The following is a 13,945-nucleotide window of genomic DNA, read 5'->3' on the forward strand; positions in this document are numbered from 1 at the left end:
TGCTCTCAGCGGAAGTCCCTGGAGCGGTGCTCCAGCCCGGTGCGCAGGTCCTCGAAGCCGTCGGCCAACAGGTTGGCCACACCCTCGGCGGAGCGTTCCAGGATGCCGCGGACGATGAGCGCGGGGGAGTCGCGGGCGATCCGGCGGTAGCGCCCCCACACCCCGGGTGAGCAGATCACGTTGACCAGGCCGCGCTCGTCCTCGAGGTTCAGGAAGGTGATGCCGCTCGCGGTCGCCGGCCGCTGCCGGTGCGTGACGATGCCGGCCACCTCGATGCGGCGCCCCTCCTCGTGGGTGCGCAGACGATCGGAGGTGAGCACCCCGCGCTCGCTCAGCGCGGCGCGGAAGTGCGCCATCGGATGGTCGTCGGTCGAGATCCCGGTCGCCCAGAGATCCGCCGCCAGCCGTTCGTATCCGGTCTGATCGGGGAACAGCGGCGGCTGCACCGCGATCGCCGTACCAGGCAGATAGCGGGCGCGGTCCTCGGCGGCGGTCCCGGCCGTCCAGATCGCCTCGCGCCTGCTCAGCCCGAGGCTCTCGAACGCCCCGGCCGTGGCCAGCGCCTCCAGCTGGGCGGCCGTGGCATCGGTGCGGCGCACCAGGTCGTGCAGGTCACGGAACGGGCCGCCCTGCTCGCGGGACGCCACGATCCGCTCGGCCAGCGGCGTGCCGATGCCCCGGACGCCGGACAGCCCGAGCCGCACGGCGAACCGCCCGTCCCGCCGATGCGCGGCCGACACGTCGGGGGCGGAGCGATCGAAGGGGGTGATAGGGGGCTGAGGGGTGGCGAGACAGGCATCAAGGCCGGTGGGGGCGGCACCGTCCTTGATCCGCTCCAGAGTCTCGGTCGCGCCGGAGAGATGCAGATCCGGCCGCAGCACTTTCACGCCGTGCCTGCGGGCGTCGGAGGTCAGGGTCGAGGCCGAGTAGAACCCCATCGGCTGCGACCGCAGCAGCCCCGCGAGGAATGCCGCCGGATAGTGCAGCTTCAGCCACGAGCTGGCGTAGACGAGCAGGGCGAACGAGAGCGAGTGCGACTCGGCGAAGCCGAAGTTCGAGAACGCCTGGATCTGCGCGTAGATGCGATCGGAGGTCTCCTTGCTCAACCCCCGTCGTGCCATTCCCGCGTACAGGGACTTTCTGATCTTCTCGATCTTCTCCATCCCGCGCTTGGAACCCATCGCGCGGCGCAGCAGGTCGGCCTCGTCGGCGGTGCAGTCGCCGAGCGTCGTGGCCATCTGGATCAGCTGCTCCTGGAACACCGGGATGCCCAGGGTGCGCTTGAGTACCGGCTCGAGATCCGGATGCGCATAGGGGATGCGCTGCTGCTCCAGGGGCTCCCCGCGGGCGGCGTGTTCCCGGTTCGCCCTGGCGATCCGGTCCTTCTCGACCTTGCGCTTGACGAAGGGGTGCACGGCGCCGCCCTGGATGGGGCCGGGCCTGATCAGGGCGATCTGCACGGCCAGCTCGTAGAACTCCCGCGGCTGCAGCCGCGGGAGCAGGCCCATCTGCGCCCGGGACTCCACCTGGAACACTCCGATCGAGTCGGCCCGGCAGAGCATGTCGTACACCGCCGGCTCCTCCTTGGGGAGCGAGGCGAGCGTCCAGACCTCTCCAGTGGCCTCCTCGACGAGATCGAAGCAGTGCCGCAGCGCGGCCAGCATCCCCAGCCCCAGCAGGTCGAACTTCACCAACCCCATCGAGGCGGCGTCGTCCTTGTCCCACTGGATGACGGTGCGGTCCTCCATCCGCGCGTGCTCGACCGGTACGACCTCGCCGACAGGCTGGGCTGTCAGCACCATTCCGCCGGAGTGGATGCCGAGATGCCGCGGCGCCTTCAGCAGCTCGCCCGCGTAGGCGAGCACGTCACCGGGGATGTCGGTGCCCTCGGGCACCTCGATGCCGTTGCTCCAGCCGTCGACCTGCTTCGACCAGGCATCCTGCTGGCCCGGGGAGTGCCCGAGGGCGCGAGCCATGTCGCGTACCGCGTTCTTCGGGCGGTACTGGATGACGTTGGCCACCTGCGCGGCACGGTCACGGCCGTACTCCCGGAACACCCACTGGATGATCTCCTCGCGCCGGCCGGAGTCGAAGTCCACGTCGATGTCCGGCTCCTCGGTGCGCGTGGTGGCGAGGAAGCGCTCGAAGGGGAGCCGGTACAGGATCGGATCGACGGCGGTGATGCCCAGCAGGTAGCAGACCGCGCTCGCCGCGGCCGAGCCCCGCCCCTGGCAGAGGATGCCGCGATTCCGTGCCTCCGCGACGATGCCGTGCACGATGAGGAAGTACCCGGGGAAGTCCTTCTCCTCGATGACGTTCAGCTCGCGCTCGATGCGCGAGCGGCCGTCCGCATCGAGGCGCGGATACCGCTCCGGCACGGCCGCCCACACCAGCTCGCGCAGATGCTGCATCGGAGGGATGCCGCCGGGGATGTCCAGCCGGGGCAGGTCGGGCTTCGCCTTGCGCAGCGGGAAGGCGCAGTCCGCCGCGATCCGCAGGCTCTGTTCGATCGTCCCGGGGTATCGGCGGAACCGTTCGGTCATCTCGAGGCCACTGCGCAGATGCGCCGAGCCGTGCGCAGGCAGCCAGCCGTCCAGGTCATCCATGCTGCGGGTGGCGCGCACGGACGCCACGGCCTCGGCGAGTCCGGCCTGTGCGGGGGCGGCATAGTGCACGTTGTTGGTCGCCACGGTGGGCAGATGCAGCTCGCCGGCCAGGGCGGCCAGGGTGTCGTTGCGCCCGGTGTCGCGAGGATCACCGTGGTCGATGAGTTCGACGACCACCTGGTCGCGGCCGAACAGATCCACCAGGCGTCGCAGCGGTGTCTGGGCATCTCCGTGCGCGAGCCCACGCCGCACCCCGCCCTTGCGGCATCCGGTGAGGATCGTCCAATGGCCCTCCGCGCTCGCCGCGAGCTCGTCCAGGTCGTAGACCGGGCGCCCTTTCTCGCCGCCGCGCAGCTGTGCCTGCGTGATCGCCCAGGACAGCCGGCGGTAGCCCTCCCGCCCGCGCGCGAGCACCAGCAGATGGTCGCCGACCGGATCGGGGATGCCGTTCTGCGGTGTGGGCAGGTCGAGTGAGAGCTCGGCGCCGAACACCGTCTGCACACCGGTCAGCTCGGCGACCTCGGCGAACCGGGCGGCGCCGTAGAACCCGTCGTGGTCGGTGATCGCGAGCGCCGTGAGCCCTAGCCGCTCGGCTTCGGCGAGCAGATCATCGGGGGAAGAGGCGCCGTCGAGGAAGGAGAACGACGAGTGCGCGTGCAGCTCCGCGTAGGGGACGGCATCGTCGGGGCGGATCACCGGCGGAGGGACAATGGGAGCCCGGTGCCGACTGAGCGGCCCAGGGTCGACGCGGGTGCCGAGGGGCTCGGCGGACGGTGGTGTGGTGGGTTCGCTGAGCGTGCGCTCCAACTCGGCCCAGGTGAGATCGGGGTTGTGGAAGCCCATCAGCGGTACCGCCCTCTGCTCATTGAAACCGTGCTCATCGGTACCGTCCTTCAGCCAGCCATCCGCCTTCGGAGAGGACGACCAGCCAGGCCCGCTGGCGTTCATCGACCAGCTGGAAGCGCTGTCCGATGCGGGCCCGGCCGGCATCCCAACGATGCTCCTGCACCGGCCACGGGCCCGCCCAGGAGGCCACGGCGGCGCCCTCGACATAGGCGGGAGCAGCGGAGAGCGCGCCGCGCTCGTCGACCTCGATGGCGGCGTCGCCGGCGGCACGCACCCGGATCGGTCGCGGTGGATCGAACACCTCGGCAGGATGCGGCCCCGGCAGGCTTCCCGGCCAGGGACGGGCGGGATCACGCGGCGCCATGGGGCGCTCGCCCCAGGGCGTGAGCACCTGCCGATCGGACAGCCAGCGGCCACCGGCCACAGCGGCGGTGACGACGCCGTTGTGCCCCACGATCGTCTGCACTCGGGAGAGTGCGTGATGCAGCCGCTCATCGCTCGCCTGGCCGAACAGCGCGGGCTGATGGTGCGCGGCGTCGTCGACGGCCACCGGTTCGATGCGCACTCCGACGATCCCGCGGAACGCGTGCGCGGCGTCGTGGTCGTCGCCGCGGGAGTCTCCCGCAAGCGCCTCGAGCTGCCAGCGCACCCGGTCGACGAGATCGGCTGCCTCGAAGCAGGTCGGATGCAGCCAGGTGCGCGAGTTCACTCTGCCGTCATCGTCGGTGAGATCGATGCGCACCTCGGTGCACACCACAGAGGCGTCGGCGAGCCCCAGCATCACGACATCCGCCGTCTGCCGCACGGCGAACGCGATCTGATCGGCCTGCCCGAGCGGCGTGTCGAAGGAGATCTCCCCGGCGAGCTCGGGGTCGGGCGGCCTGGCATCGACAGGGCGCGAGTCCGCACCCTGCGCGAGGGCGTGCAGCCTGGCTCCGTGCTCGCCGAACCGGTCGCGCACAGCGCTCTCACCCAGCGCGGCGAACTCGCCAAGGGTGTGCACGCCGAGGCGCGCCAGCAGACTCGCCAGCTCCTCGTCACCGAGCGAGCGCACGGGGACGGGGGCGAGGAAGTCGCGCGATCCGCCCGCAGGCACGATCGCCCGGCGCGTGGACTCGCCCTCGGCGCGCAGCGCCGCCAGTTCGGCGGTGAAGGCGCCGTCGGCGACGCCGATCATCGACTCGGGGTAACCCTCCGCTGCGAGCATCGCGAGCAGGGCGTCCGCGGCCTCCGCCTCGCCGCCGTGGAAGCGGGACACACCCCGGGAGCGCAGCGCTGCCATCCCCGGCCGCAGCAGCAGCACGCCCGGCGCATGCTGCTCGATCAGGCGCAGCACCGGCACGAAGGCCCGCTCGTCCTGGGCGGGATCGTGCGGCAGCATCCGCAGTGACGGCGCGCGCCCCTGCGCGAGCCGCCGGCGCTGGCCGACGCGCACGCCGAGCGCGCGGGCCGAGGCCGTGCACGCGACGACGGTGTTCTGCCGCACCAGGGCGACCGGCGGATGCGGCGGCGGCTCTCCCAGAACCGCGCGCAGCGGCCAGTCCGGGAAGCGCAGCACGTGCATCCTGTTCGCGGGGATCATCCTGCCGCCGCCCATCTCGTGTCGATGGGGATCGGCGCCGGTGCGGTCTGCTCGACCTGCTCCACGACGCCGAGCCGACCCGGCAGCCGCACCCGTATGCCCTGAGGGCGCGGGCGGGTGCGGGTCTGCGCGGTCACCGTCACCGTGCGGTCCTCGAGCAGCCCCCATCCCTCGCCGAGGCCCTCCCACTGCGGGTCGTGGAGGCTGATCAGTCCCTCGCTCTGGGGCCAGGGCGAGGTCGCGAGCACCGTGCAGCCGCGGTCGCGCAGCCGCGCGGCGAGGCGCGCAGCCTCCGCATCCTGCGGCGGGGACATCGGATGCACTGCGATGAGCGGGATGATCTCGACCAGTGCCGAGAGCACGGCCAGCCAGCGCGGACCAGGATCGGGGACGAGCACCAGACGCTCGAGGTCGATCCCCGCCGCGGCCGCAGCCTCGACGCCGAGGTCGGGCAGGCCGACCGCCGCGCACCACGATCCGCGCTGCGAAGAGGCGCTGAGCAGCGCGAAGATCAGGCTCAGCGAAGGTGAGACCGAATAGACGGTGCCGGCGGCGAGGCCGCCCCCGGGCAGGATCTGCTCCAGCGCGGGCGGCACCGGCAGCACCTTCTCATCGCTGCGGACCCGCTGCATCCGCCCGATCTCGCGACGCAGGCGCAGGACCTCGCCCGCCCGCTCGTCGGCGGGGGAGAGCGCCCGCAGAGTACTGATCCCCATACATCCATCCTCGAAGAGATATTCGAAAAGAACAAGTTCATCTCGGATCGTAATCAGAACATCGGACATCAGGTTTCGAAGGGGCTGAACTACTCTGAGGGCATGCGGATCGAGTACGAGAGTGACGTCATCCGATGGGACGCCAGGACCGAGGCGTGGTTCTTCGCGATCATGCCCGAGGAACTCTCCAGGGAGATCCGAGAGCTGCCCTCGCCGCCGCGCGGCTTCGGATCGCTGCGGGTGCGAGCACGGATCGGCGGCACGGAGTGGACCACATCGATCTTCCCGGGGAAGGGCGGGTACGTGCTGCCGCTGAAGAAGCAGGTGCGCGCCGCGGAGGGGATCGAGGAGGGCGGCACGGTGATCGTCGACCTCGAGATCCTCGACCTCTGAACGTGGTTGTCCACAGGGTGTCCCCGCCCGTCGCGCATCTCGCCTAACCTGCGATGGTGACACTCCACGACCTCATCGCCGTCCTCGCGCACGTCGCGCTGGCCGGCGTCGGCGCGTGGCTGCTCGTCATCGATGCCCGCACGCACCGGCTGCCGAACCGCATCGTGCTGCCGACGCTCGGAGCCCTGCTGCTGCTCGTCGGCATGGAGGCGCTGATCACCGGTGACACCGCGCGCCTGGTGGGATCGCTGCTCGGGATGCTGCTGCTGGCAGGCTTCTACGCGGCCATGCGGATGGTCAGCAGGCAGGGGATCGGCGGTGGCGATGTGAAGCTCGCCGCCGTGATCGGGCTCGTGCTGGGCTGGCACGGCTGGCAGGCGCTCGCGATCGGCGCAGCATCCGCCTTCGTGCTCGGTGCGCTCTACGCGCTCGTCCTCATGGCGCTGCGCAGAGCCGACCGCAGCACCCGCATCGCGTTCGGTCCGTGGATGATCGTCGGCGCGGTGCTCGGCATCGCGATCGGATGAGGGCGCCAGGCGCTATGGTGTGCTCATGGCACTCGCGCGACTTCACGGTGGCCCGCTGGACGGGCAGATCATCCCCATCGGTGACGATGCTGACGACAAGCTGATCGTCCCCTACAGCGAGACGCAGATCGTCTACAACCGTCGTGGCGAGCCGCAGAACACCGGCACGACCGACGGACCCACCGAGATCGACTTCTGGTACGACGAGTCCCTCGAGGACATCAATCCCGCCGATGTCTGATCCCGCGCCATCCCGGTCGGTCGAGGTCGAGCGCAAGTACGACGTCGATGCGGACACACCGCTCCCGGACTGGACGTCGGTCGACGGCGTGTCCTCGGCGTCTCCGGGGGAGCTGCGCGAGCTCGACGCGCAGTACCTCGACACCGCGGAGTTCGCCCTCGCGGCCTCAGGCCACGCTCTGCGTCGCCGCACCGGCGGTCCGGATGCCGGGTGGCATCTGAAGGGACCGCGCACCGGCGACGGCCGGGTCGAGCTCGGCTGGCCGCTGGGCGAAGAGGGTGTGGTCCCGGATGCCGTCGCCGACGCGATCGCGCCGGTGCAGGCCTCCGCTCTTCGGCCCATCGCTCGGATCGAGAACACCCGCACCGCCATCCGCCTTTCCGGGCCTGCCGGCGTGCTCGCCGAGTTCGTGGACGACCACGTGCGCGCCACCGACCTTCGCGACGGCTCCCGTCGCGAGTGGCGCGAGTGGGAGCTCGAGCTGGGCCCCGCGGCACCCGTAGACGAGGCGGGGCGCCAGGCGTTCTTCGCAGCGGCCGAGAAGGCGATCTTCGCCGCCGGCGCCCGCGACCCCTCCTCCGGGTCGAAGCTCGCCCGCGCGCTCGGGCGCTGAGCCCAGCGCTGTCCTCAGGCGACCTCGGGCCGCGTCATCAGCGGCGCCGTGAGGTGCAGGATCAGATCCGAAGTCGTCAGGGGCACCGTGGTCCAGACGGCGGTGGCCGATTGAGGCCTCGCGGTGAGACGCACCCGGTGCGGCGAGGCCGTCAGCTGCAGATCGGCGATGAAGGTATCGCCCCGCCAGCCTCCCGACGCGGACACCGGACGGCCGAGTGGGGCACTGTCGCGCCAGCGTGCACGTCCCACGGGGACCTCGAACAGGGAGCCGACGCGAACGGTCCAACCGTCGTCCGCCGGCTCCACGCGGATCGTGGTCCCGTGCGGCAGCGCTGAGTCCGGAACGGCTGCGTCGATCGCAGTGGTGAGGGAGCGCTCGGATCCTGCCTCGGAGTTCCGCAGCACCGGCAGCCGCAGATCACGCATCCGCTCCTCCAGTCCGTGGTCCTCGGCGGGGGTGGGGCGGTCCATGCCGGGAAGCAGGCAGTCCCACACGGCGTCGAGCACATCCTGGGCATGCTCCACCGTCGTCTGCGCCGAGGTGACGGTCACGACGAGCTCGTGCTCGGGGACGACGATGCAGTGCTGTCCGAACGCGCCGTTGCCATGGAATCCGTGCTGCGACATCCAGATCTGATAGCCGTAGCCGGACCGGAAGTCCGGAGCATGCGCGATCTCCGGGTGGTAACGGCTCTCGACATGCGATCGCGTCGCGAGGCTCACCCACTCCCGAGGCGCCAGCCGCTGCCCACCCCAGAGGCCTCCGCGCCGCAGGAGCTCGCCGAAGGCGGCGACGGCCTCGGTGCGCAGATGCAGGCCGTGGAAGCCGAACACGGCGCCGCTGCCGACGCGATCCCAGTCCGCGTCGGTGATCCCCATGGGCGCGAAGAGGCGCTCGTCCAGGAACTCGTCCAGCGGCCGGCCGGTCACTCGCTCCACCATGCGCGCCAGGATGAAGGTCGTCGCATTGTCGTAGGTGTGCAGGGTGCCTTCGGTGGCGATGGGCGGGATGCTCAGGAATCCCTTCACAAGATCCTGGGGCTCTCGCTCCCAGGCCCCGACGAGAGTGTCGGTCTCGTGCCCGGCGGTCATCGTCAGCAGATGGTGGACGGTGAGACGGAGGGCCTGCTTCGACGCATCCGACGGCACGTGGTCCGGCAGGACGTCGGCGACCCGGTCGTCGAGAGCCAGCAGGCCGTCTTCGACGGCGAGTCCGACCGCGATCGACGTGAACGACTTGGTCAGCGAATAGAGCAGATGCGGGCGCTCCGCCGAGTACGGCGCCCACCAGCCCTCGGCGATCACATGCCCACGCCGCACGACCATCAGGGAGTGGCACTCGATGCCCCTGGCCGCGAGCCGGTCGAGCATCGCCGCGACGGCGCGCGATGACACTCCCTGGACGGCGGGCGTGGAGCGCGGCAGCAGTTCGGTTGACATCGGCGCCTTTGCAGAATGAACGAGGGCGGTGCGAAGAATCGCACCGCCCTCGTTCCGATCGGGATCGATCAGAGGTTGATCATGTGACCCGCGAGGCCGTGGAAGGCCTCCTGCAGCGCCTCCGACAGGGTCGGGTGGGTGTGCACGTTGCGGGCGGCCTCGAGTGCGGTGAGGTCCCACTTCTGGGCCAGCGTCAGCTCGGGGAGGAGCTCGGACACGTCGGGGCCGATCAGGTGGCCGCCGATGAGCTCGAGGTGCTCGGCGTCGGCGATCAGCTTGACGAAGCCGATCGGCTCGCCCAGACCGTTGGCCTTGCCGTTCGCGCTGAACGGGAACTTCGCGACCTTGATCTCGCGACCCTCGGCACGCGCCTGCTCCTCGGTGAGGCCGAAGCTGGCGACCTGCGGCTGGCAGAACGTCGCACGAGGCATCATCCGGTAGTCGCCCAGCGTCATGGTCTCGGCCTTGCCGATGGTCTCGGCGGCGACGACGGCCTGCGCCTCGGCGACGTGCGCGAGCTGCAGCTTGGCGGTGACGTCGCCGATCGCGTAGATGCCCTCGACGTTGGTGCGCATGTGGTCGTCGATGTCGATCGCACCGCGCTCGGTGAGGGCGACGCCGGTGTTCTCCAGGCCGAAGCCGTTCACGTTCGGCGCGAAGCCGACCGACATGAGCACCTTGCCGGCGGTGATCTCGCCGGGCTGGCCGTCTCGGGTCTCGTAGGTGACGTGCACCGACGAGCCGTTGTCGGTGACGGTCTTCACCGCGGTCGAGGTGAGGATGTCGACGCCGAGCTTCTTGTACTGCTTCTGGATCTCCTTCGAGACCTCGACGTCCTCGTTGGGGAGGGCGCGGTCGAGGAACTCGATGATGGTGACCTTCACGCCGTAGTTGGTCAGCACGTAGGCGAACTCCATGCCGATCGCGCCGGCGCCGACGATGACGATCGACTCGGGCAGGTCGCGGGAGAGGATCTGCTCCTCGAAGGTGACGATGTTGTCGCTGAGCTGCACGCCCGGCAGCAGGCGCACCGTCGAGCCGGTGGCGATGATCACGTTGTCGAAGGTGACCTCTTCGGTCGTGCCGTCCGACTTCGCGACCGAGATCGCCTTCGGGCCGGTGAAGGTGCCGCGGCCGTCGTACTCGGTGACCTTGTTCTTCTTCATCAGGAAGTGGATGCCCTTGACGTGGGTGTCCGCGACCTTGCGGCTGCGGTCGAACGCCGCGCCGAAGTCGAAGCTCACGTCGCCGGAGATGCCGAAGAAGTCGGCCTTGTGGGTGAACGTGTGCGCGATCTCCGCGTTCTTCAGGAGCGACTTCGAGGGGATGCAGCCCACGTTGAGGCAGATCCCTCCCCAGTACTTCTCCTCGATGATGGCGGTGGACAGTCCGAGCTGTGCGCTGCGGACGGCGGCGACGTATCCGCCAGGGCCCGCGCCGAGGATGACGACATCGTAGTGTGGCATGTTCTCAGCCTATCGGTCAGAGGGATCGGTGGAGGCGGGGGAGTCATCGGATGACGCGGCATCCTCGCCGCCGGCGGGCCTGCGCCGAAGGCCGAGCCAGATCGCGATGCCGGCGACGACCAGGACCGCGACGATCAGAAGCACCCACAGCCACACCGCAGAGGCGGAGCCGGGAGCGGGTGCAGGGGTGGTCGTGACGGTCACGGTGGGGGCGGGGGCGGTCTCGGTCACGGTCGGCACCGGGGTCGGGGTCGGTGTGCTGACCTCGGTCCCGGTGGTCACCGTGAAGGCGTACTCGCCGGCGATCGGATGCCCGTCCGCCGAGACGACCTTCCACGCGACGTGATAGGCCCCGGCGGGGCCGCCCTCCGCGAGGGGCTGCGTGACGGTCGTGCCGTCCACGGTCGGCGCACCGTCGGTGACGGGGGCGCCGGAGGGATCGGTCACCTGGATCATCGTCGCGCCATCGGCGTCCAGCACGTCCCCGCTGAAGGTGAGCACGAGCTGAGCGGGAAGGGTCTCCGCGGTGGCATCCGCAGCGGGGGTCGCGGAGACGAGCTCGTCGTGCGCCGAGGCGGACAGCGGGCCGGCCAGCAGCAGGGCGGCGGTCAGCAGCGCTGCGAGCAGCGCGACGATCGGAGTTCTTCGAGAGGACCAGGTTGTCTGCACGACTCCAGCCTAGGTCGGCATCCTGTGCCCCGAGACCCTCCCGATGCGCTGCTCCGATCCGTTAGTCTTGACGAAAGGAGGGCGACCCGTGACTGACAGCCAGAGCCGATACGGCGACGACGCGATCCACCGCAGCGGCGAGCAGCGCCACGATGTGACGCAGACATTCGGACACGACTCCGATCTGTCGTTCGTGCCGTTCGGAGTCGAATTGACCGAAGCCGAGCAGTCGGCGATCTCCGCCCTGCCCTCGGGGTCCGCACTGCTGCTGGTGCGCTCCGGCGCACTGGCCGGCGCGCGATACCTGCTCGACGCGGACGTGACGACGATCGGTCGCCATCCCGAGGCGGACATCTTCTTCGATGATGTGACCGTGTCGCGTCGTCATGCCGAGATCACCCGCACCGGCACCTCGTTCGAGATCATCGATCAGCGCTCGCTGAACGGCACCTACGTGAACGGCGAACGCGCTGACCGCAGCCTGCTGCAGAACGGCTACGAGGTGCGCGTCGGCAAGTTCCGGCTCAACTTCTTCGCCTCTCCGGTCGACGTCGCGGCTGCGAACGCCTGATGGCGGCCGCGTCCCCAGCCCGCGAGCGCGCAGCGCCCACGGGCCTGCTGAGCATCGGTCAGGTGCTGTCGAGACTGACGCCGGACTTCCCCGAGATCACGGCCAGCAAGCTGCGCTTCCTCGAGGCGCGGGGGATCGTCACACCGTCACGCACCGAGTCCGGCTACCGGAAGTTCTCCGCGGCCGACGTCGAGCGGCTGCGCACCGCGCTCACCCTGCAGCGCGACCACTACATGCCGCTGGACGTCATCCGCGAACAGCTCGATGACGCCGCCAGCGGGCAGCCGGTCTCGCCTCCGCCGTCGATAACGCCTCCGACGCGCCGGTACCGTCGCGACGAGCTGCTGCGGGCGGCCGGCGCCGCGCCGCAGCTGTTGAACGATGCGGTCAGCACCGGCCTGATCGCCGCCGCAGACACCTACACCGACCAGACCGTCGCGCTGCTGCGCAGTCTGGTCGCCCTCGACCGTCACGGCATCGAGCCGCGCCATCTGCGCACACTGCGCCAGGGCGCGGAGCGCGAGGTGGCGCTGATCGAGTCGGCGCTGCAGCCCATGCTGCGCCGCACCGATGCCGCATCCCGCGGACGCGCCGGCGAGCTGGCTCCTGAGCTCGCCGCCCGCATCGATGAGGCGCGCGGCATCCTGGTGTCCGCGGCGCTGTCGCGGATGCTCTCATAACGAACAGGTTGCGACACACCTCCGGCGCGCACCGGATGTCGTTGCCCGACCACCACCCCTGCTCTACCGTGGAGATAGCTGCTCCGGGGGGAGTGGCACCCGTCTGAGGAGGAGACAATTATGAATGCGGATGAGCTCTCCGGAGACCCGCGCTTCGTGACCGAACTCCTCTTCACGGACGGACTTCCCGCGATGGACGACGAGGTCGGCTACCGTGGTGCGATCGCGGCACGAGCGGCGGGCATCACGTACCGCCAGCTGGACTACTGGGCGCGCACGGAACTGGTCGTCCCCACCGTGCGCGGCGCGAGCGGTTCCGGTTCCCAGCGCCTCTACGGCTTCCGCGACATCCTCGTCCTCAAGCTGGTCAAGCGCCTGCTCGACACCGGCATCTCGCTGCAGCAGATCCGCATCGCTGTCGAGCAGCTCCGCGCCGCCGGCATCCGTGACCTCGCCGGCACGACGCTGATGAGCGACGGCGCCTCCGTCTACCTGTGCACCTCCAACGACGAGGTGATCGACCTGGTCAGCCGCGGGCAGGGCGTGTTCGGCATCGCCGTCGGCAAGGTGCTCCGCGAGGTCGAGTCGACCCTTGTCGAGTTCGACCCGACCGCGCCCGACCCGGTCGACGAGCTCGCGCAGCGGCGCGCCAAGCGCACCGCCTGATCAGCACCCCAGACATACGAGAACGCCCGGCTGAAGCCGGGCGTTCTCTGCTTTCCTGAGCGAGCGCGGCGAGACGAAGGGTGGCCGCGTCAGGCCTGTGCGCCGGTCTCCGGCACAGGGACCCTGCCGGCGCGCACGATGCGGTCCAGCAGCTGGTCGAAGTCGGCGGCGAGCTCCTGCGCGGAGTCACCGGGCCAGATGTGCAGCGGCTTCGCGGCGCCCTGTGCCTGCTGCAGCGAGGTGCGCTCGGGAAGCTGCGGGGAGAGCACCAGCGGGCCGAACATGTCGCGCAGCTCCTTGATGCGGAACTGGTGCTCGATGGACTGCGGACGCACGCGGTTCACGACGATGCCGAGGGGCTGCAGACGAGGGGAGAGACCACGGCGGATCTCCTCGATCGCGCGCAGCGCGCGGTCGGCCGCGGCGACGGAGAACAGACCGGGCTCGGTCACGACCAAGACGCGGTCGCTCGCCGCCCATGCGGTGCGGGTGAGCGCGTTCAGCGAGGGGGCGCAGTCGATGAGCACGAGGTCGTACTCGCTCTCGACGGTCGCCAGCGCCTCCTCGAGCTTCCACACATCGCGCACACTGGGGTGCGGGCCGTCGAAGTTGATCGCGGAGGGGCTGCCGATCAGCACGTCGATGGTGCCCGGGTGCACCTTCGTCCACCCGCTGGTGGTGATCGCCTGACGGACCACTTTCTCCTTGGGGCTGGCCAGCACGTCGGCGATGTTCAGCCTGCCGGCGATCTGGATGTCCATGCCGGTCGAGACATCGGACTGCGGGTCGAGGTCGACCACGAGGGTACGGATGCCACGGGCGAAGGCGGCGCTGGCGAGACCGAGGGTCACGGTCGTCTTGCCTACGCCTCCTTTGAGGGAGCTGACGCTGAGTACGTGCACATCCTCCAACCTACAGTGCCCTAGT

The 13,945-nt window shown here is 70.1% G+C and carries 14 protein-coding genes; 7 read left to right on the forward strand and 7 right to left on the reverse strand.

The genetic code is table 11. From position 1 onward, the window contains the following. Positions 1-5 precede the first annotated feature (5 nt). From ACFVDO_RS00300 to ACFVDO_RS00310, 3 genes are read right to left on the reverse strand one after another with little or no spacing between them, the layout of a single operon-like run. The gene (locus ACFVDO_RS00300; RefSeq protein ID WP_378858104.1) at positions 6-3,449 is read right to left on the reverse strand and encodes an error-prone DNA polymerase; all 3,444 of its coding nucleotides are present in this window, start codon (positions 3,447-3,449) and stop codon (positions 6-8) included. A gap of 34 nt (positions 3,450-3,483) precedes the next feature. Beyond that, entirely contained in the window at positions 3,484-5,034 is a 1,551-nt protein-coding gene (locus tag ACFVDO_RS00305; RefSeq protein ID WP_378858048.1) for a DNA polymerase Y family protein, read from the reverse strand. Next, a complete protein-coding gene (locus ACFVDO_RS00310; protein WP_378858047.1) occupies positions 5,031-5,750 on the reverse strand; it encodes a hypothetical protein in 720 nt (239 codons plus the stop codon). Before ACFVDO_RS00310 ends, ACFVDO_RS00305 begins: the two co-directional genes overlap by 4 nt. A gap of 102 nt (positions 5,751-5,852) precedes the next feature. Between ACFVDO_RS00310 and ACFVDO_RS00315 the strand changes: the two genes are divergently transcribed. Genes ACFVDO_RS00315 through ACFVDO_RS00330 form a run of 4 tightly spaced genes read left to right on the forward strand, consistent with a single transcriptional unit; the run spans position 5,853 to position 7,524 of the window. After that, entirely contained in the window at positions 5,853-6,143 is a 291-nt protein-coding gene (locus ACFVDO_RS00315; RefSeq protein WP_378858046.1) for a DUF1905 domain-containing protein, read from the forward strand. Between the two features lie 53 nt (positions 6,144-6,196). Further along, positions 6,197-6,670, forward strand: a complete 474-nt coding sequence (locus ACFVDO_RS00320) for a prepilin peptidase (protein ID WP_378886820.1) — start codon at positions 6,197-6,199, stop codon at positions 6,668-6,670. Positions 6,671-6,695: 25 nt separating this feature from the next. Next, positions 6,696-6,911 (forward strand): response regulator, encoded by a 216-nt coding sequence (locus tag ACFVDO_RS00325; protein ID WP_378858044.1) that lies wholly within the window; start codon positions 6,696-6,698, stop codon positions 6,909-6,911. Further along, positions 6,904-7,524: a CYTH domain-containing protein gene (locus ACFVDO_RS00330; RefSeq protein WP_378858043.1), complete on the forward strand. Its 621-nt coding sequence runs from the start codon at positions 6,904-6,906 to the stop codon at positions 7,522-7,524. The genes ACFVDO_RS00325 and ACFVDO_RS00330 overlap by 8 nt, the downstream gene beginning before the upstream one ends. Before the next feature lie 14 nt (positions 7,525-7,538). Here the strand turns inward: ACFVDO_RS00330 and ACFVDO_RS00335 are convergent, their stop codons facing one another. The 3 genes from ACFVDO_RS00335 to ACFVDO_RS00345 all read right to left on the reverse strand — a co-directional run bounded on the left by ACFVDO_RS00335 (position 7,539) and on the right by ACFVDO_RS00345 (position 11,101). After that, positions 7,539-8,966 (reverse strand): serine hydrolase domain-containing protein, encoded by a 1,428-nt coding sequence (locus ACFVDO_RS00335; protein WP_378858042.1) that lies wholly within the window; start codon positions 8,964-8,966, stop codon positions 7,539-7,541. Positions 8,967-9,034: 68 nt separating this feature from the next. After that, positions 9,035-10,432 carry a dihydrolipoyl dehydrogenase gene (gene lpdA, locus ACFVDO_RS00340; protein WP_378858041.1) on the reverse strand — a complete coding sequence of 466 codons (1,398 nt, stop codon included), beginning with the start codon at positions 10,430-10,432 and terminating at the stop codon, positions 9,035-9,037. Positions 10,433-10,441: 9 nt separating this feature from the next. Continuing rightward, a complete protein-coding gene (locus tag ACFVDO_RS00345; protein WP_378858040.1) occupies positions 10,442-11,101 on the reverse strand; it encodes a copper resistance protein CopC in 660 nt (219 codons plus the stop codon). 88 nt (positions 11,102-11,189) lie between these two features. Here ACFVDO_RS00345 and ACFVDO_RS00350 point away from each other — a divergent pair, with 88 nt between their 5' ends. The 3 genes from ACFVDO_RS00350 to ACFVDO_RS00360 all read left to right on the forward strand — a co-directional run bounded on the left by ACFVDO_RS00350 (position 11,190) and on the right by ACFVDO_RS00360 (position 13,018). Further along, positions 11,190-11,672, forward strand: a complete 483-nt coding sequence (locus tag ACFVDO_RS00350; protein ID WP_378858039.1) for an FHA domain-containing protein — start codon at positions 11,190-11,192, stop codon at positions 11,670-11,672. Further along, positions 11,672-12,352: a MerR family transcriptional regulator gene (locus ACFVDO_RS00355; RefSeq protein WP_378858038.1), complete on the forward strand. Its 681-nt coding sequence runs from the start codon at positions 11,672-11,674 to the stop codon at positions 12,350-12,352. Before ACFVDO_RS00350 ends, ACFVDO_RS00355 begins: the two co-directional genes overlap by 1 nt. Before the next feature lie 120 nt (positions 12,353-12,472). Further along, a complete protein-coding gene (locus ACFVDO_RS00360) occupies positions 12,473-13,018 on the forward strand; it encodes a MerR family transcriptional regulator (protein WP_378858037.1) in 546 nt (181 codons plus the stop codon). 89 nt (positions 13,019-13,107) lie between these two features. On the opposite strand, the gene ACFVDO_RS00365 is transcribed toward ACFVDO_RS00360, so the two are convergent. Next, positions 13,108-13,920, reverse strand: a complete 813-nt coding sequence (locus tag ACFVDO_RS00365; RefSeq protein WP_378858036.1) for a ParA family protein — start codon at positions 13,918-13,920, stop codon at positions 13,108-13,110. Positions 13,921-13,945: the final 25 nt, after the last annotated feature.

This window comes from Microbacterium sp. NPDC057741 (assembly GCF_042798735.1).
Classification (GTDB): Bacteria; Actinomycetota; Actinomycetes; order Actinomycetales; family Microbacteriaceae; genus Microbacterium.

Excerpts from the sequence above, each read along its gene's own strand:
- ACFVDO_RS00305 (WP_378858048.1), bottom strand. The coding sequence starts at position 5,034 with ATGATCCCCGCGAACAGGATGCACGTGCTGCGCTTCCCGGACTGGCCG.
- ACFVDO_RS00360 (WP_378858037.1), top strand. The coding sequence starts at position 12,473 with ATGAATGCGGATGAGCTCTCCGGAGACCCGCGCTTCGTGACCGAACTC.
- ACFVDO_RS00320 (WP_378886820.1), top strand. The coding sequence starts at position 6,197 with ATGGTGACACTCCACGACCTCATCGCCGTCCTCGCGCACGTCGCGCTG.
- ACFVDO_RS00315 (WP_378858046.1), top strand. The coding sequence starts at position 5,853 with ATGCGGATCGAGTACGAGAGTGACGTCATCCGATGGGACGCCAGGACC.
- lpdA (WP_378858041.1), bottom strand. The coding sequence starts at position 10,432 with ATGCCACACTACGATGTCGTCATCCTCGGCGCGGGCCCTGGCGGATAC.
- ACFVDO_RS00330 (WP_378858043.1), top strand. The coding sequence starts at position 6,904 with ATGTCTGATCCCGCGCCATCCCGGTCGGTCGAGGTCGAGCGCAAGTAC.
- ACFVDO_RS00355 (WP_378858038.1), top strand. The coding sequence starts at position 11,672 with ATGGCGGCCGCGTCCCCAGCCCGCGAGCGCGCAGCGCCCACGGGCCTG.
- ACFVDO_RS00325 (WP_378858044.1), top strand. The coding sequence starts at position 6,696 with ATGGCACTCGCGCGACTTCACGGTGGCCCGCTGGACGGGCAGATCATC.
- ACFVDO_RS00300 (WP_378858104.1), bottom strand. The coding sequence starts at position 3,449 with ATGGGCTTCCACAACCCCGATCTCACCTGGGCCGAGTTGGAGCGCACG.
- ACFVDO_RS00310 (WP_378858047.1), bottom strand. The coding sequence starts at position 5,750 with ATGGGGATCAGTACTCTGCGGGCGCTCTCCCCCGCCGACGAGCGGGCG.
- ACFVDO_RS00335 (WP_378858042.1), bottom strand. The coding sequence starts at position 8,966 with ATGTCAACCGAACTGCTGCCGCGCTCCACGCCCGCCGTCCAGGGAGTG.